Consider the following 22533-nt stretch of genomic DNA (forward strand, 5'->3'; position numbering starts at 1 on the left):
TGAAACACGAAATGGATTTTAAAGAACAACTAGTACAAGGCATCCCCTTAGAACTTCCACCAAAGAAAGAACGTTCCTTGACCTTAAGTCACGCTCCTAGACGTAAGGAAATTTTATCCTTAGAAGAGAAGCAATTGGCCATTAGAAATGCCCTCCGCTATTTTCCAAAGGCTTGGCATGCAACTCTTGCCACGGAATTTGCTGCAGAACTCAATAATTATGGCAGAATATATATGTACCGGTTTATGCCAGATTATGCTATTTATGCCCGTCCCATTCAAGATTATCCTGCTCAAACTTCCCAAGCTGCGGCTTTAATGCTAATGATTCAGAACAATTTAGATATAGCAGTTGCGCAACATCCTGAAGAACTGATTACCTATGGCGGTAATGGAGCGGTGTTTCAAAACTGGGCCCAGTATCTCCTTACCATGAAGTATTTGGCAACGATGACGTCAGAGCAAACCCTACACCTATATTCTGGTCATCCTATGGGGCTTTTTCCATCATCAAAAGAAGCACCCCGTGTGGTTGTGACGAACGGCATGATGATTCCTAATTATTCCAAGCCAGACGACTGGGAAAAATACAATGCACTTGGTGTTACGCAATACGGCCAAATGACGGCAGGTTCCTATATGTATATTGGTCCACAAGGAATTGTACACGGTACGGCAATAACGGTAATGAACGCGTTCAGGAAAGTTTTAAAACCAGGTGAGACTCCTGCGGGGAAAATATTTCTTACAGCAGGTCTTGGTGGTATGAGTGGCGCACAACCCAAAGCGGGAAATATTGCAGGATGTATTACCATATGTGCGGAAGTAAATGCAGTCGCAGCAACCAAAAGATATGACCAGGGTTGGGTAGATGAGTTAATTAACGATATTGATGTTTTAGTAGCTCGTACCCAAAAAGCTATTCAAGACAAGGAAGTGGTGTCACTCGCCTTTATTGGAAATGTAGTAACTATATGGGAACGGTTTGATAAAGAAGGCATATTTATTCACTTAGGCTCTGACCAGACTTCTCTGCATAATCCTTGGGCAGGTGGTTACTACCCAGTAGAATTATCTTTTGAGGAAGCAAACTTGTTAATGAGTTCAAACCCTGAAGTATTTAAAACAAAAGTTCAGGATTCTTTGAGAAGGCAAATAAGTGCCATCAACAAACATACCCATAAAGGCACATACTTTTTCGATTACGGAAACGCCTTTTTATTAGAAGCTTCAAGAGCAGGCGCATTTGTTTATAAAGACCTAGAGGGTAACTTTTCAAACACTCCTACGGTCGCAGAGGCAGCCGAAAATTGGGCATACCCAAGTTATGTCCAAGATATTTTAGGCCCTATGTGCTTTGACTATGGTTTTGGACCATTTAGATGGGTCTGTGCTTCTGGAAAATCCAAAGACTTGCAAAAAACAGACGCCATAGCACTAAAAGTTATGCAGGATATCAGAAAAACTGCGCCAAAGGAAATTCAGCAACAAATGCAGGATAATATAAAATGGATAGCAGAAGCGGAGCAAAACAAATTGGTTGTTGGTTCACAAGCACGCATATTATATGCGGATGCCGAGGGTAGGGCTAAAATTGCCGAAGCTTTTAATCAAGCCATAGCTACAGGAGAACTTTCAGCTCCTGTGATTTTGGGTAGGGACCACCATGATGTTAGTGGAACTGATTCTCCGTACAGGGAAACCAGTAACATCTACGACGGCAGTAAATTTACCGCGGATATGGCCATACATAATGTAATAGGCGACAGTTTTAGGGGTGCTACGTGGGTTTCCATTCACAATGGTGGCGGTGTAGGATGGGGAGAAGTTATCAATGGTGGTTTTGGAATGGTACTAGACGGCTCCGAAGACGCTTCGCGCAAGCTAAAGAACATGTTATTCTATGATGTTAACAACGGTATCTCTAGAAGAAGTTGGGCCAGAAACAAGGAGGCTATTTTCGCGATAGAGCGAGAAATGGAACGCACTCCTGAACTTACCGTTACTTTACCTAACTTAGTAGAAGATGAGTTGTTGAACGAGTTATTTACTTGAAATGAATGGCAGTTTATAAAATCACAGCATCGGATACGTATAGCGGTAGAACATCAGAGGCACAGCACTATCTGCATGAAAAAATAAACTGTACGGAACTTTCCGAACTTAGTAAGAATACAAGTAAAACCATAGCATTATTGGGATATGCCTGCGACGAGGGCGTAAAACGCAATCAAGGGCGAATAGGTGCTGAAAATGGCCCAAGTGCCATTCGCAAACAATTGGGAAAACTACCCAATCATCTTAAAGCGGATACTACGCTCTTTGATGTGGGTACCGTACATGGGACCGATTTGGAAAAAACGCAGGAACTACTATCAGATAAAGTTAGTGAACTCATGCAAAAGGGGGCATTCCCCATACTACTAGGTGGCGGTCACGACATTGCTTACGCTACGTTTAACGGAATTAAAGCGCACTTAGGAAATTCTAAAACCATCGGCATTATTAATTTTGATGCGCACTTTGATTTACGTTCAACCGAAAATGGTGCTAACTCCGGAACACCTTTCTATCAAATAGCCCAGAACTGTAAAAAAACGGAAAGTCCATTCCATTACTTATGCCTTGGCATCCGAGAAGACGCTAACGACACCCAACTATTTAAAACTGCTAAAGACCTAGAGGTAAAGTATATTTTAAGGGATACCTTTAGAATTCAGTTTCATACGGAGATAAACGCATGGATCAATGCATTTATACAAAATGTAGATGTAGTTTATGTGACGATAGATCTCGATGGATTCTCATCGGCCTATGCACCTGGAGTTAGTGCCCCTTCTCCTATGGGCTTCACACCAGATGTTGTACTAGAATCCTTAAAAACCATTTTAAGCTCGGGAAAATTATGTGCTTTGGATATCGCGGAATTAAATCCGGAATATGATATCGACGACCAAACTGCAAAATTAGCCGCATCCCTTATTCACTCCGTTATGCATAAACTCCTTTAGAAATTCTGCAAAGCGAATAACTTCAAACAAAAAAAGCCTCCCTTTATGGAAAGCCTTTCATTGGTTAAAATCGACCTCTAGTCGATTAACACGAGTCGCTTCAAACCTAGTTTGAAGCACAACACAACAGCCCAAAGATACTAAAGCTTTTCCATTATCTAAAAACACCTCTTTTATTTTCTTAATAGATGAACAACATCTATTTCTCCTTAAAGTGGAAAAGCGACGCTAGTCCACTTACGATTAAAAGTCCTTATTGCCGATTACCAACCGTTTCCCTTACGCTTATCGATAAAGTGTACCTATCATCGTGATGCCTTTTATAACGTGTAAATGAGGTGTAATTTGGTAATCCCAAATTCAAACCAATGACCTACCTACATTTCAATCCAAAGTTATATTTTCTCTTTATTCTAGTTGCTTTTATTACCTCTTGTCAAAAAGACGAACTTCTTTACAGCGATGATATTGATGTAGTTCTTGACCAAACTATTACTGAAGCTTCTAAAAATGAGTCCGATGAAATTCCTACGAACTTGGACCCTTACATCAATTGGGTTTATCATATGCAAGGCACATCTGGATTATTAGAAAGCGCGGAGAACTCAAATTTTGTATCACTTTACGATAATGCGCTCGCGGCAATTCTTTTTATACAACAAGATAATCCAGAAAGAGCGGAAAAAATATTTGATTTTTACAATGCCCGAAAAGAAACGGAACTCTCATCAAATGGTGGTTTTTATCAGTCTAGGAATACCGCTGGAGAAGAAGGAGAAAGAATATGGATGGGAGATCATGCTTGGCTTCTAATTGCCTTAAATCATTATAAAGCCACCTACAAATCTAATAAGTACCAATCCTTAGGTACCGCATTAGATCATTGGCTCCGTTCTATGCAAAATGAAGACGGCAGTATTATGGGAGGTGTAAACGGTGACGGTAGTTTAATTCCTAAAGTAACCGAAGGCATTCTTATGGCATTTAATGCTGTTGAAGGTTATGACGATTTTCATAAGGGTATTTTAAGATTTTTAAAAAAGAATAGGTGGGATAGCAATCTTGGTGTATTGATTTCTTGGCCAGAGAATCCAAAATATAATTATGCCATGGATTTACACCCTTTAGGTAATGGTATTATAACAGATATGCCAGATGATGTGCTTTTCCAAGCCAACAAATACCTAAACAATCAAACCCTTACGGTAACGGGCGAAGAAATTACAGGTTATTGCTTTGATGAAGATAAGGATGTTATCTGGTTAGAAGGTACAGCTCAAATGGCCGTAGCTTTTAATGGAATAGGAAGATTTGACAAATCCCAAGAACTTATAGCAACCTTAGAAAAAACGCTTCTCAACAGCACTATCATTGAAAATGCCCAAGGAATACCTTATGCGTCTAATCAGGGAACATCCTATGGAACGGGCTTATTATGGGATCATGCGGATATTGCCCCAGCCTTGTCTTCTACCATTTGGTACGCATTTGCCAAATTAAGGTTTAATCCCTTGCATTTAGGGAGGAAAAATAACATTCCTAATGAGGATAAATTCTGGATACCAAGCATAAGCATATAATTCATATTTTAAAATTCCTTTAACGGATTAGGTAATCTGTTTGAGGTAATTTTAAATAAAAAATGAAAACTACAGTTTCCTTTTGGATTGCACTTACGAGTTTTTTATTGGTAACCTTGGTAATTATGGTTACTATGAACTTACCTTTTAATTGGATTTTTTATCTAACTGTCCTAGGCCAAGGTCTTATTATAGTTATGGTTTATAAAGTTCTGACGGATAATTATAAAACAGTAAAAACTTTCGATGATTTTTATGAGGATCACCCTATTGGCAAACGTTCCAATTAATCAGAAAAGGATAGCGCTTTAGCATTTTTTTGATGATGGTTGCTCATACCCAATTCTGGTATAACCAACAACGGAATACTTGTATGAAATGCCACTCTTTTGACTATAGGTTCCCGGGTTAGGCGTTCCATATAACTATGTTGATAATGTAACATGGCCAAAAGGTGAATATCTAACTCTTGGGCGAATAACTCCAATGTTTTCGAGATCGAGTTAAATTCAGAGACCGTATGCACGTAATGCTCTACTTCTCCCAAATATTTCCGCAACATGCCCAAATTAAAACGTTGCAGTTCTGTTAGTGCCTTAATTTCATGTTGCACGTGAACAATACGCACAACCGCCCCGAACGAAACTGCCAAATCTATTACAGGTTTCAGCTCGGATAGGGTATAGAAACGATTAAAATCGGTTGCAAAAGAAATTTCAGATGGTTTTATAAATTCATAATTTTGAGGAATTGCTAAAACAGGGCAATCTTTAACCGTTTTAATTATTTTTACTGTATTACTGCCCATAAAAACTTCCTCCAAACCACTAGCACCCTTTGTTCCTACCAAAACCAAATCTATACTATACCTAGCTATTATTTCAACAATTTCATCTACTAGTAAATTAAAGGAGGAAATTGTTTCAAATTGGTGCTTCTCATTGGGGTATTTCTGCGCTATCAAAGACAGCACATTTTTCAATCCCATTTCTGAACAGTTATGCGCTGTATTCGCCAATAACCCGCCCTCCAAGGAAGCTGCCATAAATCTACTACTAGAAATAGCAGGTGTATACGTATTTAGTAAATAGAACGTACACTCCTCATTTTTAAAAAGTTTTAAGGCGTATTGTATCGCATTCCATGCGTTGCTTGAAAAGTCTGTTGGGATTAAAATATGCTTCATCTAATTGCGGAATTGTATACCGCAAAATTAGACCTAAGGAATCCTTGAAACTATGATAATTATCAGGTTTTGGTGAAGATACTTAAAATCCGTCGACCAAATCCTGAAGTGCTTTCTGGTCTAGAATACCAATCTTTTTTCCTGATGCTTTAATGAAACCTTTCTTTTTAAACTCGCTAATAATTCGGATACAAGACTCTGTAGCTGTGCCAACCACGTTTGCTATATCCTCCCTGGATAGTGTCAACTTCAGAAAACCTGCATCATCTTCACCAAAATTATTTTTCAAATAGAGAAAAGCCTCGCCGATACGTTGTTTCACCGTTTTTTGGGACATGTTTACGATAACATCATCGGCCTCTTTTAAATCATGTGCCATATGGCGCAGTACTTCTAAGGTAAAGTTAGGATTAGTGTGTAACGTATTTACGATTCCTTCTTTGGGAATAAAGCAAACCTCCATATCACTGACCGCAACTGCACTGAGATTAACAGATTCCTCCGCCACTACGGACCGCTGACCTATCACTTCCCCTTTACTGGCCAATTTTACAATCTGGTCTTTTCCGTTTTCACTGAGTTTTGATAATTTAGAAACGCCGTCCCTTACGCAATAAACCCCGTCTAGTTTTTCACCCTCCTCAAAAATGGCTTGTCCTTTCTTGATTTTTCTGCTCACCTTAGAGTCAGATACCCGCTTCAATTCTTCTTTATTCATAGCTCGTAATGAATTGAATTGGCGAACTATGCAATTTTCACAGCGGGTTTCCATTTCTTCATGTTCCATAACTACTATTTTTTTTACCTGACCTAGTAAAAATACAAGTTAGCAAAAAACTAAAACCTTTAAAATTAAAGGTTCTCGTTTTTTTGTTTCACAAAAATTTACGGAGTTGATTTTCAGAGATAATTGTAATCTTACCTTTCTCTAAAGCCACCAAATGTGCTGTCTTAAAACGGGTTAACAAGGTTATAATATACTCGCTAGATGTTCCCAAAATATTAGCCATATCCTCACGTTTTAGGGTAATTCTAAGACTGCCATCGCTATGTAATCCAAACTTACTTTTCATGTAAAGTAAAAGCCCTGCTAAACGTTTTGGTATGCTCTGGCGATTTTCATATAATTTCATTTTAAACTCCTGGTCTTCTAAATCAGTCAGGAAGCCTTTTAATACGTCCATACAAAAACTATTATTTTTTTCCAGATTATTAAGGAGCGTACTTTTATCCACACAACAAAGGGTAGTATCGCTAATTGCGGTAGCAGTTACCAAAGCTCCTTTTTTTGTTATTATAGAACGGCGTCCCATGAGGTCTCCTTTTCCTAGTAATCTCGTAATATGTTCTTTGCCTTTATCATCGACAACAGAAAACTTACAAGCACCCTCATTAATGAAAAATAATTTTTGAAGTTGTTCATTTTCAACAAAAACTACAGACCCTTTCCTTATTTGGCACATCTTACTGTTAGTATTCAGTTTTTCTTTTTCTTTTACGGAAAGACTGTTCAAGAAATTCAACTGCTTTGCCTTACTAAGATTACAAGCTATCATGAGTGTCCAATTAAATTCTCCACAAAACTAATCTAGACTACCATCTTAAAACCTGACAAATATCATGTTTTAAAATCCACACTATCAAGAACTTTGCCTTAGGTATAAGCAAAGTATTATGGATAAACAAAGTTGTTATCATTGCGGTGACGATTGTGAACAGGTTTTAGTAACGTATGATGAAAAGAATTTTTGTTGCACGGGATGCAAGACGGTATACGAGATTTTTGCTACAAACGATTTGTCCTATTATTACGATTTACAAGAAAGTGCTGGAGCCACTCCTACCGAAATTGAAGGAAAATATGATTTTCTCGACACTTCTGCTATTGTTGAAAAATTAACCGACTTTAGTGATGATGATTTGCAAATTGTGAATCTCTACATACCTCATATTCATTGTAGCTCCTGCATTTGGGTCTTAGAAAATCTAAATAAGCTGAATACTTTCATTAGCAGCTCGCAAGTAGATTTCCCAAAAAAAACGGTACGTATCAATTATAATCCCAGCAAAATTTCTTTAAAAGAAGTGGTACTATTATTAGCAAAAATAGGCTATGAACCAAATATTTCTTTAGATGATTTTGATAATAAGAAGAAAGTAACAGACCGTAGTCTTACTTATAAGCTAGGCGTAGCCGGCTTCGCTTTTGGCAATGTAATGTTCCTATCCTTCCCAGATTATTTTGATTTGTCCACGAGCCACTCGGCCGGTGGTGAATTTTGGCTCAACCAATATGAAGTTTTATTTCGTTGGTTAATGTTTGCATTTTCATTACCCGTAGTATGCTATGCTGGTAAAGATTACTTCATAGTTTCATATAAAGGACTTCGCTCGGGTATGTTAAATATAGATGTTCCTATTGCTCTAGGTATTTTAGTACTCTTTCTACGCAGTACTTTTGAAATCATATTTAATTTAGGAAGCGGTTTTTTTGATTCCCTTACCGGATTGGTTTTCTTTCTATTATTAGGCAAGTTTTTTCAGCAAAAAACCTACTCCTTTTTATCCTTTGAGCGCGACTATAAATCATACTTCCCCATAGCCGTTACAAAAGTAACCCCTTCAAATAAGGAAGAAACCACCCAAGTACATGATATTAAACCAGGGGATAGAATATTGATAAGGAATGAAGAATTAATTCCCACGGATGGTGTATTGATTAATGGGAATGCGATGATAGACTATAGTTTTGTAACCGGAGAATCGGAACCGCAACGAAAGCAATCAGGAGACAAACTTTTTGCAGGCGGAAAACAGGTAAATGGTGCAATTGAGATGGAAGCCCTAAAATCTGTCTCCCAAAGTTACCTGACACAGTTATGGAGCAATGCCATTTTTAAAACCGACAAATCGAGTAGGTTTCAAACGTTGACGGACAGTATTGGAAAAAGATTTACGATTACCGTCCTTTCCATTGCCATATCAGCATCGGCATTTTGGCTTTTTTATGAACCTGAAAAGGTAATGGATGTCTTTACTGCCGTACTCATCATAGCGTGCCCTTGCGCTATTGCTTTGGCAGCACCATTTACCCTTGGTAATATGCTTCGGATTTTTGGTCGAAAAAAATTCTATCTAAAGAATACCTTAACTATTGAATTGCTCGCCCAAATAGATACCGCCATTTTTGATAAAACCGGTACCATAACTACAACAAAAACAAGTACGGCAACCTATGAAGGAATGCCCTTAACACTTGAGGAGGAGTCGCTTCTAAAGAACACCCTGCGTGCATCCAACCATCCCTTAAGTAGAACATTATATGATTTACTGGCGGCACAGGATATTTTTCCATTGGACGAGTACGATGAATATTTGGGCAAAGGTTTAACGGCAAGTAAAGGAGAGAATCACATCAAAGTAGGTTCTGCCGATTTTGTGGGTAACTCTAATGCTGAAGAAGTGCTAGACACCACAGTTCATATTGCCAATAACAATCATTACAGAGGAAAGTACACCTTTCACAATCAATATCGGGAAGGCATATCCGAATCATTTAAAACCATGTCCCAAACCTTAGACTTGGCAATTCTTTCTGGAGATAATGAAGGAGAGAAATCCAGGTTAGAAACGCTACTTCCTACATTGACGCCCCTCTATTTTAATCAAAAACCAAAGGACAAACTAAGCTTTATAAAATCGCTCCAAGAACAAGGCAAAAAGGTATTAATGGTGGGTGATGGACTTAATGATGCCGGAGCTTTAGCGCAGGCCCATGTGGGTATTGCCATTTCCGAAAACACAAATGTTTTTTCACCGGCCTGTGACGGTATTATGGATGCCTTGAAATTTAAAGAATTGTACCATTATATACTGGCATCCAAAAAGGCCATAAAAATTATAAAACTTAGTTTTTTACTGTCCTTACTATATAATATTATCGGGTTATATTTTGCCATAACCGGGCAATTACAGCCTGTAATCGCGGCAATTTTAATGCCCCTAAGTTCAATTAGCGTCGTGGTTTTCACTACGGTAATGACCAATCTTTTAGGAAGAAAATTAAAATAATTCAAAACCTGATAAATGTCATATTTATTAAAGGAGAGTCGATTTAATTTTACATCAGAATTCAGGTAGGTATGAGTGTAATTTATGTGTTATTAGCAATCAGCATTAGTGTAGCTGTGCTTTTTTTTATTGCTTTTATTCTTTCCGTAAAAAGCGGTCAATATGATGACGCTTATACTCCATCAGTACGCATCCTGTTTGAAGATGAACTAGTAAAATCTCAGATTGGCGAACAATTACCAAATATTGATATTAAAACAGAACCAAATAACTAATCAACTATGGAAGTACAACAGTTTTATTACGATAACAAAATCGTAAAAAAGTTCATCTATGCTACAATGCTCTGGGGTATTGTAGGAATGTCCGTCGGTCTGTTACTGGCGTTTATGTTTATGTTCCCCAACATTACCGATGGTATATCGTGGTTAAGTTTTGGACGCCTTAGACCTTTACACACCAACGCCGTCATCTTTGCATTTGTGGGGAACGCCATTTTTGCTGGGGTATACTACTCCACCCAGCGTTTATTAAAAGCTAGAATGTTCAGTGACTTTCTAAGTAACTTCAATTTTTGGGGATGGCAACTAATTATTGTTGCTGCCGCAATAACTCTTCCTTTGGGCTACACCACCTCTAAGGAATATGCAGAGCTAGAATGGCCTATTGACATTGCTATCGCCTTAGTATGGGTAGCCTTTGGGGTTAACCTCATAGGTACAATGATCAAGAGAAGACAGCGTCATTTGTATGTCGCCATTTGGTTCTATCTAGCCACTTTCGTAACGGTTGCCGTACTACATATTTTTAATAGTCTAGAGCTTCCCGTTAGTGCATTAAAGAGTTACTCGGTATATGCCGGTGTTCAAGATGCATTGGTACAATGGTGGTACGGACATAATGCCGTTGCGTTCTTTCTTACAACACCATTCTTAGGTTTAATGTACTATTTTGTTCCTAAAGCCGCCAACAGACCGGTATACTCTTACAAATTATCCATTGTTCACTTCTGGTCGTTAATATTTATTTACATATGGGCAGGACCGCATCATTTGTTATATTCCTCCTTACCGGATTGGGCACAGAATTTAGGAGTTGCTTTTTCTATTATGCTAATTGCACCTTCTTGGGGTGGTATGATAAATGGTCTGCTAACATTAAGAGGGGCTTGGGATAAGGTACGTACAGACCCTACCCTAAAATTTATGGTAGTGGCCATTACAGGATATGGCATGGCAACTTTTGAAGGGCCTATGTTATCCCTAAAGAACGTGAACGCTATTGCCCATTTCAGTGATTGGATTATTGCACATGTACACGTTGGAGCATTAGCTTGGAACGGTTTCATGACATTTGGAATGATTTATTGGCTAGTCCCTAAAATGTTCAAAACAAAACTTGCCTCAACTGGCTTGGCAAATTTCCACTTTTGGATAGGCACACTTGGTATTATTCTTTATGCGCTTCCCATGTATGTAGCTGGGTTTACACAGGCCTTAATGTGGAAGGATTTTAATCCCGATGGCACTTTAGTCTATGGTAACTTCTTAGAGACCGTAAATGAAATTATGCCTATGTACTGGATGCGTGCTATAGGAGGTAGTATGTACATCGTCGGTGCATTAGTTATGGTGTATAATATTGTGATTACCATTAGATCTGGAAAAACAGTTGAGGACGAGTTGGCAGAAGCTGCTCCTTTAACTAGGGTATCTAAAAGAAGAACAGCCGGCGAAACATTCCACACTTGGTTAGAACGTAAACCAATTCAGCTAACAATTTTAGCTACCGTGGCCATTCTTATAGGAGGTGTCATTCAAATAGTCCCTACGATTTTGGTGAAATCGAACATTCCGACCATCACCAGTGTAACGCCCTACACCCCATTAGAGCTAGAAGGCAGAGACCTATATATTAGGGAAGGTTGTGTGGGTTGCCACTCACAAATGGTACGCCCCTTCCGTAGTGAAGTTGAGCGTTACGGAGAATATGCAAAGGCAGGAGAATTTGTTTATGACCATCCTTTCTTATGGGGAAGTAAGCGTACTGGGCCAGATTTGCTAAGGGTTGGAGGTAAATATTCGGACAACTGGCATTTGAATCATATGTACGACCCCCAAAGCACCTCATCGGGCTCCATAATGCCTTCTTATTCTTGGTTAATACGCAATGAGCACGATCGTAGTGATGTACAAGCAAAAATGGAAGCAATGGTCTCCCTAGGTGTACCTTACACAGATGAAGATATTGCCAATGCACAACAGCAAATGAATGCTCAAGCCATTCAAATTGAAAAGAACTTGTATACCGATCCTGATTTTGCCAAGAGCTATGAAGCGGATAAAAAATCGGCCTCTGAAAGTGGGGAACCTTTCATAGAAATGAGGGATAGAGAAATCATAGCTATGATAGCCTATTTACAACGCTTAGGAACTGATATTAAAATTAAAGAAACCAACGAGTTACTCTCAGAAAATAAATAAAATTATGCTAAAATTCGTAAAAGGATACATGGAAAGTATAGATGGGATAGCAACCTACCCCATGTTATCATTATTAATTTTCTTCATCTTTTTTGTTGTGCTTTTCGCATGGGTGTTTACCGCATCAAAAGCCTACATAAAAGAAATGAGTGAAATTCCTTTAGAGAATAACAACCAACAAAACGTAGAATTATGAAAAATATAGCTCCCTGGTGGATTAGAATTCCACTACTCTTCTTTACCATTTTTGCATTGATGGAGTATTTTATAGATTCTGGCGAACAGCCTGCATTCATTGCTTTCCCAATGGCAGGCGCATTTCTTCTTTTCATATTAATACTATTGATTGCCATAGAACTTATTCTAGCGGCGATAGAAAATGTCATGTTCCAAACTCTAACAGACAAAGGCAAGGAAAGATATCTGGCTTCCGCTTCAAAAAGATGGGAATGGACTTGGGGCAAAAAGACCTACAAGAAGTTGTTAGGTTCAAAGCCTATTGAAGCAGAAGGCGAAATAATTCTTGACCATAACTATGATGGCATACGAGAGTTAGACAATAAACTACCGCCTTGGTGGGTGTATATGTTTTATGCCACCATCATATTTGGAGTTATTTACTTGGCCCGTTTTCATGTATTCAACGATTACGACCAAGATTTAGAATACGAGCAGGAAATTGCCGCAGCACAATTAGAGATTGAAGAATATAAAAGAACCGCCAAAGATTTAGTCGACGTTAATACCGTTGAACTCTTAACGGATGCTTCCGATATAAATGCCGGAAAGACCATATTTGAAAGCAACTGTGTTGCCTGCCATATGGCTGATGGTGGTGGAGGTATTGGTCCAAATCTAACGGACCAGAACTGGATTTTAGGTGGTGGCATCAAAAATGTATTCAACACCATATCCGAGGGAGGTAGAGACGGTAAAGGCATGGTAGCTTGGAAACAAATTTTAAAACCGGCTGAAATGGCACAGGTCTCAAGTTATATTCTGACGGAAATCAACGGAACCACTCCTGCCAATCCTAAAGCTCCAGAAGGAGATATTTGGGTAGAAACTCCCTAATCTTCTTAGAAGCAAGGACCTTAGTAAATTTTAAGAGGGCAACAAAAAGAAGTTAACAAGCATTGAATAATGGCACAGGACCAAGATAATTTCAGGGATTCCATAGGAACCATAAACGAGGAGGGAAAGCGCGCCTGGGTTTTTCCCAAAAAACCAAGTGGCAAATTCTATACCTATCGGAAATATGTAAGTTATGTGCTATTAATTTTCTTATTTGCAGCCCCGTTTGTAAAAATTAATGGAAACCAGTTTCTAATGTTCAATGTCTTGGAAAGACGTTTCAATATATTCGGCTTTCCATTCTGGCCACAAGATTTTCACCTGTTCGTTATCTCCATGATTATTGGAGTTATATTCATTGCACTCTTTACCGTTGCCTTTGGACGTATTTTTTGCGGATGGATGTGCCCACAGACCATTTTCATGGAAATGGTGTTCCGAAGGATAGAATATTGGATAGACGGCGACCGTGGTGCACAGATAAAATTAGACAGGCAACCATGGAATGCAGAAAAAATAAAAAAACGCGCCCTTAAGTGGACCCTTTTTTTTATCATCTCATTCCTTATTGCGAATGTATTTCTAGCCTATTTAATAGGGAGTGATAAACTAATAGCTTACATCACCGATGGGCCATTACTGCATCTTAGCACCATGATTTCCTTATTGATTTTTACAGCCGTCTTCTTTTGGGTCTTTGCTTGGTTCAGAGAGCAAGTCTGTATCATCGCTTGTCCCTATGGCAGAATGCAAGGTGTTCTACTGGATAATAAATCTATAATAGTTGCTTATGACCACAAAAGGGGGGAAGCGGACAATGGTCGTAAAAAATGGCGAAAAAATGAGGACAGAGAAGCTCTAGGACATGGGGACTGCATAGATTGCTTTCAATGCGTAAATGTTTGTCCTACAGGAATAGATATCCGAAACGGAACCCAATTAGAATGCGTAAACTGCACGGCTTGTATAGATGAATGCGATACCATTATGGAAAAAGTAAATCTTCCAAAAGGCCTCATCAGGTACGCCAGTGAAGATGAAATCACCAAAAAGGAGAAATTTAAATTTTCGCCTAGACTTAAGGGATACTCGGCAGTTTTACTCATCTTAATTGGCGTATTGGTAGGAATGCTATTTCTAAGAAATGATTTAGAGGCCAACATATTACGACTACCAGGACAGTTATATGAGCATAAGGAGGGAGATATTATTAGTAACGTATACACTTACAAACTGATAAACAAGACCACGGCGGTGGTACCCGATGTTAACTTTAGACTCCTATCGCATAAGGGCATAGTAAAGTTAGTGCGTACTAAAAACTTTACCGTTCCTGCGCAGGACTTGGCTGAAGGCACGCTCTTTATAGAAATTGATAATGCTGCCGTTAAAAGCGACAAAGAGAAAGTTAAAGTTGGCGTTTATAGCGGCGATAAATTAATTGAGACTACCCTATGTGCTTTTATGGCACCTAGAAGTTACAAATAACTAAAAATAACATCATGAAGATTAACTGGGGAACAGGAGTAGTTTTAGCATTTATAGCGTTCATTTCGTTCATACTTTTTTTCGTAATCAAAATGAGCATGGACAGTAATGCTAATCATGATTTGGTTACGGAAGATTATTATAAGGATGCCTTACAGCATCAAAATGAAATAGATGCAGAAGTAAAGGCTAACAAAAGTGATAAAATACGAATTGAGAAAACAGCGGAAGGCCTACTTCTAGCATTCCCTAAAACAAATGATTTAGAACAAATAAAAGGTACAGTATCCCTATATAGACCATCTAATAAACAATTGGATTTTGACTTACCCATAAGTTTATCCAATACACATTTGCTCATACCTGACAAACGTTTGTTAGATGGTCGCTGGGATATTAAAATAAAATGGGAAATTAATGGAGATTCCTATTTGCAAAAAGAAAAAATAACATACTAAAAAATGCTATTAACTGCTCTTTTATTGGGATTCATGGGAAGTTTACACTGCGTTGGCATGTGTGGCCCTATAGCTTTTATGCTTCCTGTAGATAGGCAAAATCCATACAAAAAAGCAGGTCAAGTAGCACTTTACCATCTAGGAAGACTATTGTCTTACGCTACCATTGGTTTAGTTTTTGGTCTTTTAGGAAAGGGGCTCTATGTTTTTGGAATGCAGCAAAAACTTTCAATTGCAATAGGCGTATTAATGATACTACTGGTACTAATCCCAGCCAGAACCTTTGCTAAATACAACTTTTCCAAACCCATTTATAAAATTATTTCTAAGGTAAAAACTTCCCTAGGTAAAGAACTAAAAAAGAAAACAGCAGATACATTTCTGACCATAGGCATCTTAAACGGTTTGCTACCCTGTGGCTTGGTATATATGGCGCTTTTTGCAGCCATTGCTATGGGAGATGTAGGCAAAGGAAGTTTATTTATGGTATTCTTTGGCCTTGGAACCATTCCCTTAATGACTACGGCAGTGTATTTCAGTGGGGTGCTAAAAGGAGGCGTAAAAAAGCGCATTCAAAAACTAATACCCATGTTTATAGTGGTAATGGGGCTTTTGTTTATTCTAAGAGGTCTTGGACTGGGTATTCCTTATGTTTCCCCCAAACCTGTAAGTCAAGTAGCAAGTACAACAATAGATTGTCATCCATGAACTAGGCCATGAGTGTATTGCCCAATGATATCGTTTTACGACCAAGGTTTCAACTTGAAATAGCTGAACCTAAGGAAAAAGTGTTAGACGATTTTGAGCATTCAGAAGAACCTCCTTTTTTAGTAAAGCGTTTGGATGAACATCTTTTCATCAAATTCAACAAAGAACAGCATCATTTTTGGTCGCCCCAGCTACATCTTGAAATTAATAAGATAGATGAAAATAACAGTAAAATTTATGGTGTCTTTGGCCCAAATCCCACACTATGGACATTTTTTATGTTTTTGCATTTTGGTGTAGCAACGCTCTTCGTGATTTTAGCCATATGGGCCTATTCTAGCGCAGCTTTAAAAAAACCTTATGGATTACAAATTGGATTAATGGTATTTATGGCCGTGCTGTGGTTTGCGCTCTATTTCTTGGGAAGAGCGGGCAAGTATAAAGGACGACCTCAAATGCAAGATTTGTATGAGTTTATGATGAAAATTTTAACCGAAAAATTTTAAAAACTAAAACACATTTTTATCTTTAAATCTTACAATAAACTAGAGCAACATTCTTATGAAAAACCTTTTTAGACTTGCTTTTGTAGTCTTTCTTTTAGTTTCAACGAAAAAATTACACGCCCAAGACCCAGAAACACAAGAACCAACAGGAACTGAAAACGTAGCTTATAAGTGGGGAAAAATGGCTTTGGATGCAACGGCTTCAGATACTGAAAAGTTTAAACCAAGGCCTACGATAACATCAAGATATTTGGGATTAATTTTCATAGCAGTTTTTGACGCATGGTCTCGCTATGATGAACATGCAATTCCTGTTTATTTAAGTAAGGTGGAAAGACGTCCATCCAAAGAACAAATCTTAAGAAATAAGGAAATAGCAATTAGCTATGCTGCTTTCGGGGCAATGAAAGCGTACTACTATTCCGATACGGAAATGTTTGAAGAATTCATGATAGAATTAGGGTTAGACCCTAACAATAATTCCCTAGACCCCCTTACACCCGAGGGTATTGGAAACCTAGCGGCAAGAGCGGTTATTGAAACCAGAAAGAATGATGGTAGTAACCAGTATGGTGAAGCAGAAGGTTCAAATGGCGAACCCTATTTTGATTATACGAATTATAGCCCCGTTAATTCCGCAGATGAAAACACGGCTATTAATCGCTGGCAACCAAAATATTTTTCAGATGGCAAAGGTGGTCAGTATGCACCAGGATGTCTTACCCCGTATTGGCAATTGGTAAAACCTATTGCACTGCAATCTGCCGACCAATTCCGACCAGGACCGCCTCCCATGGTTGGTTCAGAACAACTAAAAAAAGAAGTTAAAGAGGTAATTGACCTACAGGCGAACCTTACCGACGAAGACAAAGCTTTGGTAGAATTCATGCGTGATGGTCCTCAATCTGTACAACAAGCCGGTCATTGGTTAAAGTTCGCACAAGACGTTTCCCGTAGAGATGAACATACTTTAGATCAAGACGTTAAAATGTATTTTTTAACAGAAATTACTGCTATGGATGCCTTTATAGCATCTTGGGATTCAAAAATGTTCTATGATTATGCTAGACCTTACGCACTGGTTCATGACTATTATGAAAACCAAATCATTGAAGCATGGGGAGGTCCTGGAAAGGGAACTGTTAAAATGAATGGACAAGAATGGAGGCCGTATTCACCAGATGTTTTCCTATGTCCGCCTTTTCCAAGCTACACTTCAGGACATAGTACAATTAGCGGCGCCTGCGGCGAAGCATTGCGCCTATTCACAGGTGATGACTATTTTGGAGAAGAAGTGGAACTAATTCCTGGTTCCCTGACAGAAACAGATGTTGCAAACTATGGCGAGCCCGTGACAATAAAGTTTCCAACATTTACCGAAGCAGCAGACATGGCCGGTATGTCCAGGGTAATGGGCGGCTATCACATTCAAGCAGATAATGTTGCTGGCTTAAAATTAGGCAGAGATGTAGCTACTGAAACATGGAAGTTTTACAATAAACATCTAGGAAACTCGGCAAATTAATTCAAACGCTTGCTTTGCAATTTCCAGTTCCTCATTTGTAGGTACTACTAAAATTTTTATTTTAGACTCATCTTTTTGAATTTCATAGATACCCTTTACAGGATGATTGTTCTTATCCGTATCTAGTTGAAGTCCAAACGTATCCATATTTTCACAAACCATAGCACGGAGTACACTAGAATTTTCCCCAATACCGGCCGTAAATAAAACGGCATCAACACCATTTAAAACACTGATATAACTTCCAATGAATTTTTTAATGCGATACGCAGTCATATGAAGTGCCAATTGGCAATCTTTATTTCCTTGCGCTGCATGGGTTTGTACATCCCTTAAATCGGCATATCCGGTTAATCCCAAAAGTCCGCTTTTCTTCTGTAATAGCTCATTCACCTCTTGGGAAGACATACCAAGACTATCCATCAGATAAAAAATAACAGACTGGTCAATATCACCACTCCTTGTACCCATAATAAGTCCGTTAGAAGGTCCAAAACCCAAAGAATGATCAATGCTTTTTCCGTCCTTAATAGCAGTCATACTGCAACCATTCCCTAAATGGATACTTATAATTTTGGCCGATGATTTATTCAGGTAATCCATTGCCTTCTCAGAAACATATTTATGACTGGTACCGTGAAAACCGTAAACGCGAATATGATGTTTGTCCGCAAGCGCTTTAGGCATGGCATACCGATAGGCTTTTTCAGGTAGTGTTTGATAAAAGGCCGTATCAAAAACCGCAACCTGCTCGGCATGTCCAAAAAGCTCTGCAGCTACTTTTATACCTGTAGCATTTGCCGGATTGTGCAACGGCGCCAATACAGATAAACGCTCAATTTCTGCTAGAACCTCATCGTCTACCTTAGTAGGTTGGTCAAAGCGGTTGCCTCCATGGACTACGCGGTGTGCAACCAAAACAACCTCCTCAGGGGTTTTTAGTACTCCATTATTCTTGTCCATCAGTAGTAAGGTTATGGCCTGTAATCCTTCCCTATGACTATAAAGCGCTTTCTCTTCAGACAAAGAAATAATATTGGTTTTATAATGTATCTTGGCATTTCTATGCCCAATGCGTTCCACTAAGCCTTTACAAATTATTGTTTCGGACGGCATTTCAATAATCTGAAACTTAATCGAAGAACTTCCTGAATTTAAGACGAGTACTTGCATAGGGTGCTAACTTTCTTGTGCTTGGATAGCGGTTACGATAACGGTATTAAAAACATCATCAACCGTGCAGCCCCGGCTCAAATCGTTTACTGGTTTATTAAGACCTTGAAGCATTGGGCCGATAGCCAATGCCCCGGTTTCTCGCTGTACGGCTTTGTAGGTATTGTTGCCTGTATTCAAATCTGGAAAGATGAGCACAGATGCCTGCCCGGCCACTTGCGAATCTGGCAACTTACTTTTACCTACCAAGGGGTCCACTGCGGCATCGTATTGTATGGGACCTTCAATTTGCAAATTGGGATGTTCGCTTTTTACAATTTCAGTTGCTTTTCTAACTTTATCAACATCCTCCCCTTTTCCTGAACTTCCCGAAGAATAAGATAGCATAGCGATTTTGGCCTTGATTCCAAATCTTTCCGCTGAAGCAGCTGAGGAAATTGCAATTTCAGCCAATTGCTCCGCCGTTGGGTTCGGATTTATGGCACAATCACCAAAGACGGAAACCCTATTTTCCAGACACATAAAAAATACCGAAGAAACTACTTTAATACCTGGTTTTGTCTTTACAAATTGTAATGCTGGTCGTATAGTATGCTGGGTGGTATGTACGGCACCAGACACCATTCCGTCCGCGTGGCCTTGATACACCATCATGGTCCCAAAGTAAGAAACATCTAACATGGTATCCCTGGCAACGTCCATATTAACTCCTTTATGTTTTCTTAGCTCACAAAAGATCTCTGCATAACTTTCGAAATTTGATGAATCTGCAGGGTCAATAATGTTCAAATGAGCAATAGCAATACCCAACTGCATCGCCTTTTTTTCAATTTTTTCTTGATTTCCTAAAAGCGTTATGTCCACAATTCCTAAACCGCTTAGTTCACTAGCTGCTTCTAAAATCCTGGCATCCTCCCCTTCTGGTAAAACAATATGTTTTTTTTGCGATTTAGCACGTTGCAGTAAATTATACTGAAACATTCTTGGGGTAATACTTTTTGGCTCAAAAGTTTTTAGTCGCTCCAATAATAGCTCGCCATTAATATGGGTATTAAAAAGCGTTATCGATGTGGTAATCTTCTGTCTGCTCTTTGCGTAAATCTTTGATTTAATATTACCTACAGAATTGGTCGTCTCAAAAGTTCCTTGTTGTACGGAGATAATAGGAACATGTGTCTCAAAACCTTCCAAAAGTTTTAAAATGGATGGCTCCGGTAAAATTCCGCCCGTAAGTACAATGCCAGAAATGGCCGGATAATTATCGGACAAATTGGCCTGCAAGGCACCAAGAATAATATCGGACCTATCGCCTGGTGTAATGACCAAACTATTATCCCTGAGGTGAGTTAAGTAGTTATGTAATTGCATGGCCCCTACCCCAAAGCTTCCGGTTTGATTGTCTAGATTCTCTTCTCCAAAAAGTACTTTCCCTTCAAGTGATTCCAGAATCTCGTGTAATGTTGGGTGCGATAGATTTTTAACCCTTGGCACTGTAAATGGTATTGTCTTATCCTCAAATTCGGTCAGCAGTCTCTCATGAACGATACTTGTATTTTCTGGACGGACTTTATTCGCCACAACACCTAGAACTTCTATTCCTTTTTGGATGTAGGTGTTTACGGCAGATTCCAAGTTTCCACAAAACTCTTCAAGGCTTTTGCCCCTAGCATTATCTATTAAAATAACGGGGGTACCCAAATTTTTTGCGATATCTATATTTAAATCAAATTCGATAATACTACCGTCACTAGAAAAATCACTCCCTTCTACTAGAATAAAATCATACTGCTCTTCTAGCTGTTTGAACTTGGCTATAATAGTATCTAAAATATCGCCCTGCCTGCCATCGTTAAACATATCCACCACCTGACTTTGTGTTAAGGCAAAGGCGTCTTCCCTTTTAAGGTCTAAATCAAAATGAGATATTACAGTGTTGATATGGTTATCCACTTCTCCTTCCGCTACATCGTCAATAACAGGCCTGAAATAACCAACTCTGGCCATCTTACCTAACAAAAGTTGCATTAAACCGAGAACAACTAAAGATTTACCGCTATGGGATTCTAATGTGGCAACGTAAAGGGCTTTTGTCATTATTCGAAGGTACTGATTTGAACAACTAAAGATATGGTTTTTGCCATATTGAAATACAACAATCAACAGCTAAACATATACAAAAACTGACATGATTTTAGCCTAAAGGTTTATGGGGCAGAAAGGAATTATAATTCTACATAAAATATAGACTCATAAAAAGCTTTCAAAAATCTGCCGTTTCTCTTCTAAAGTAAACTCTTTGGAAGCAAACCATTCATGTATTTTAATTTTTTCATTTTCTATTTGGGCATTTCTAATGGCTTGTAAGGAAACGATATGCCAATGCGTTCCCTTTTTTCGGGAAACGGAGTAACCTACATCTTCTATGATATAGGATGGCTTAGGTCTATTCACCAATCGCACTCCATTTTTTAACACGGCCAAAGTTTCGGTAAGTGCCACAACCTCCGAAAAGGAATAGCGTGCAAAATCATCGAACCCATCTTTAGCAACATTATAGACTTTATCTCCTATCTTAAGTTTATCCATATATAAAAAAAATACTAAACTAAAAACAGTGTAGGGTTCTTGGAAGAAAGACCGCACTTACTTATTCACAAAATTTATAAACTTAAGATTTCTAGGTATTAGCCCATACCTTTCATGGTAAGCAAGGTAGTAGACCAGACAATAACCGACGAAAAGAATATGCCGATAGCGTTGGCCGCAAAAGCTTTTTTCTTCTCTATTTTGAACAAATAACTAGCAATACTACCTGCGTATACTCCAGTTCCTGGTACAGGGAGCATTACAAAAAAAATAAGGCCATAAAAGCCGTATTTTTTAATCTTATCTCCAGAGCCAACTTTTGCTTTTCTGGCCACGTATATAGCAGATTTCTTGTAAAAATCCCATTTAAGCATTGACTTGTTCAGGTATTTCAAAAAAAAGTGCATGATTGGGAATACCAATAAATTAGCCACAAAACATACTAGGAATACAGCATAACTATTCACCCCTTTAAGAAGACCATAGGGAATACCCACCTTAGCTTCTCCGAAAGGAGAAATGCTCCACAACGCAGCTATTATTAAATCTAGTATCACTACTGTATTTTTAAGAAGCCGTAAATTTAAGCTCCAAATCCATTAAAACGGCTTATAAAATCATAAATAATCATTAAAATAATTAGGTTAAAACCACTACCTTTCAAATACTTATTTTAGAGGTATCA

21 protein-coding genes are annotated in these 22533 nt (G+C 38.5%); 14 read left to right on the forward strand and 7 right to left on the reverse strand.

What is annotated here, in order from left to right; all coding sequences use genetic code 11:
• Positions 1–11 precede the first annotated feature (11 nt).
• The 4 genes from SJY09_RS11225 (at position 12) to SJY09_RS11240 (ending at position 4880) form a co-directional block, all read left to right on the forward strand.
• Positions 12–2054 carry a urocanate hydratase gene (locus SJY09_RS11225; protein ID WP_396638623.1) on the forward strand — a complete coding sequence of 681 codons (2043 nt, stop codon included), beginning with the start codon at positions 12–14 and terminating at the stop codon, positions 2052–2054.
• 5 nt (positions 2055–2059) lie between these two features.
• A complete protein-coding gene (gene hutG / locus SJY09_RS11230; RefSeq protein ID WP_396635812.1) occupies positions 2060–3010 on the forward strand; it encodes a formimidoylglutamase in 951 nt (316 codons plus the stop codon).
• 368 nt (positions 3011–3378) lie between these two features.
• On the forward strand, positions 3379–4590 hold the full coding sequence (locus tag SJY09_RS11235) for a hypothetical protein (protein WP_396635813.1): 1212 nt from the start codon (positions 3379–3381) through the stop codon (positions 4588–4590).
• Between the two features lie 62 nt (positions 4591–4652).
• Positions 4653–4880 (forward strand): hypothetical protein, encoded by a 228-nt coding sequence (locus tag SJY09_RS11240; RefSeq protein WP_396635814.1) that lies wholly within the window; start codon positions 4653–4655, stop codon positions 4878–4880.
• On the opposite strand, the gene SJY09_RS11245 is transcribed toward SJY09_RS11240, so the two are convergent.
• The 3 genes from SJY09_RS11245 to SJY09_RS11255 form a co-directional block, all read right to left on the reverse strand.
• The gene (locus tag SJY09_RS11245; RefSeq protein ID WP_396635815.1) at positions 4877–5776 is read right to left on the reverse strand and encodes a universal stress protein; all 900 of its coding nucleotides are present in this window, start codon (positions 5774–5776) and stop codon (positions 4877–4879) included. The two genes, SJY09_RS11240 and SJY09_RS11245, sit on opposite strands and share 4 nt — an antisense overlap.
• An 82-nt stretch (positions 5777–5858) precedes the next feature.
• Positions 5859–6548 carry a Crp/Fnr family transcriptional regulator gene (locus SJY09_RS11250; protein ID WP_396638624.1) on the reverse strand — a complete coding sequence of 230 codons (690 nt, stop codon included), beginning with the start codon at positions 6546–6548 and terminating at the stop codon, positions 5859–5861.
• Positions 6549–6651: 103 nt separating this feature from the next.
• On the reverse strand, positions 6652–7332 hold the full coding sequence (locus SJY09_RS11255) for a Crp/Fnr family transcriptional regulator (protein ID WP_396635816.1): 681 nt from the start codon (positions 7330–7332) through the stop codon (positions 6652–6654).
• Between the two features lie 118 nt (positions 7333–7450).
• Here SJY09_RS11255 and SJY09_RS11260 point away from each other — a divergent pair, with 118 nt between their 5' ends.
• The 10 genes from SJY09_RS11260 (at position 7451) to SJY09_RS11305 (ending at position 18089) form a co-directional block, all read left to right on the forward strand.
• Complete coding sequence (locus SJY09_RS11260; RefSeq protein ID WP_396635817.1) at positions 7451–9847, forward strand: heavy metal translocating P-type ATPase; 2397 nt, start codon at positions 7451–7453, stop codon at positions 9845–9847.
• A 71-nt stretch (positions 9848–9918) separates the two neighbouring features.
• Positions 9919–10122: a cbb3-type cytochrome oxidase assembly protein CcoS gene (ccoS, locus tag SJY09_RS11265; RefSeq protein ID WP_396635818.1), complete on the forward strand. Its 204-nt coding sequence runs from the start codon at positions 9919–9921 to the stop codon at positions 10120–10122.
• A 6-nt stretch (positions 10123–10128) separates the two neighbouring features.
• The gene (gene ccoN, locus SJY09_RS11270; RefSeq protein ID WP_396635819.1) at positions 10129–12330 is read left to right on the forward strand and encodes a cytochrome-c oxidase, cbb3-type subunit I; all 2202 of its coding nucleotides are present in this window, start codon (positions 10129–10131) and stop codon (positions 12328–12330) included.
• A 4-nt stretch (positions 12331–12334) separates the two neighbouring features.
• Positions 12335–12526, forward strand: coding sequence for a CcoQ/FixQ family Cbb3-type cytochrome c oxidase assembly chaperone (locus SJY09_RS11275; RefSeq protein ID WP_396635820.1), 192 nt, complete (start codon positions 12335–12337; stop codon positions 12524–12526).
• Positions 12523–13404, forward strand: a complete 882-nt coding sequence (locus tag SJY09_RS11280; protein WP_396635821.1) for a cbb3-type cytochrome c oxidase N-terminal domain-containing protein — start codon at positions 12523–12525, stop codon at positions 13402–13404. The genes SJY09_RS11275 and SJY09_RS11280 overlap by 4 nt, the downstream gene beginning before the upstream one ends.
• Before the next feature lie 69 nt (positions 13405–13473).
• Positions 13474–14892, forward strand: a complete 1419-nt coding sequence (gene ccoG, locus SJY09_RS11285) for a cytochrome c oxidase accessory protein CcoG (RefSeq protein WP_396635822.1) — start codon at positions 13474–13476, stop codon at positions 14890–14892.
• A gap of 14 nt (positions 14893–14906) precedes the next feature.
• Positions 14907–15350 carry a FixH family protein gene (locus tag SJY09_RS11290; protein WP_396635823.1) on the forward strand — a complete coding sequence of 148 codons (444 nt, stop codon included), beginning with the start codon at positions 14907–14909 and terminating at the stop codon, positions 15348–15350.
• A gap of 3 nt (positions 15351–15353) precedes the next feature.
• Positions 15354–16058, forward strand: a complete 705-nt coding sequence (locus SJY09_RS11295) for a sulfite exporter TauE/SafE family protein (protein ID WP_396635824.1) — start codon at positions 15354–15356, stop codon at positions 16056–16058.
• 8 nt (positions 16059–16066) lie between these two features.
• Positions 16067–16564 (forward strand): GTP-binding protein, encoded by a 498-nt coding sequence (locus SJY09_RS11300; RefSeq protein WP_396635825.1) that lies wholly within the window; start codon positions 16067–16069, stop codon positions 16562–16564.
• A gap of 55 nt (positions 16565–16619) precedes the next feature.
• Positions 16620–18089 (forward strand): vanadium-dependent haloperoxidase, encoded by a 1470-nt coding sequence (locus SJY09_RS11305; protein ID WP_396635826.1) that lies wholly within the window; start codon positions 16620–16622, stop codon positions 18087–18089.
• Here the strand turns inward: SJY09_RS11305 and SJY09_RS11310 are convergent.
• From SJY09_RS11310 to SJY09_RS11325, 4 genes are all read right to left on the reverse strand, one after another.
• Entirely contained in the window at positions 18069–19262 is a 1194-nt protein-coding gene (locus SJY09_RS11310) for an acetate/propionate family kinase (RefSeq protein WP_396635827.1), read from the reverse strand. The genes SJY09_RS11305 and SJY09_RS11310 overlap by 21 nt on opposite strands.
• A 6-nt stretch (positions 19263–19268) precedes the next feature.
• On the reverse strand, positions 19269–21356 hold the full coding sequence (gene pta, locus SJY09_RS11315) for a phosphate acetyltransferase (RefSeq protein ID WP_396635828.1): 2088 nt from the start codon (positions 21354–21356) through the stop codon (positions 19269–19271).
• Between the two features lie 153 nt (positions 21357–21509).
• Entirely contained in the window at positions 21510–21848 is a 339-nt protein-coding gene (locus SJY09_RS11320) for a pyruvate kinase (RefSeq protein ID WP_396635829.1), read from the reverse strand.
• A gap of 98 nt (positions 21849–21946) precedes the next feature.
• Positions 21947–22405, reverse strand: a complete 459-nt coding sequence (locus SJY09_RS11325) for a small multi-drug export protein (protein WP_099574071.1) — start codon at positions 22403–22405, stop codon at positions 21947–21949.
• Positions 22406–22533 lie beyond the last annotated feature (128 nt).

It is taken from the genome of Maribacter sp. R77961, assembly GCF_044594925.1.
GTDB lineage: Bacteria > Bacteroidota > Bacteroidia > Flavobacteriales > Flavobacteriaceae > Maribacter.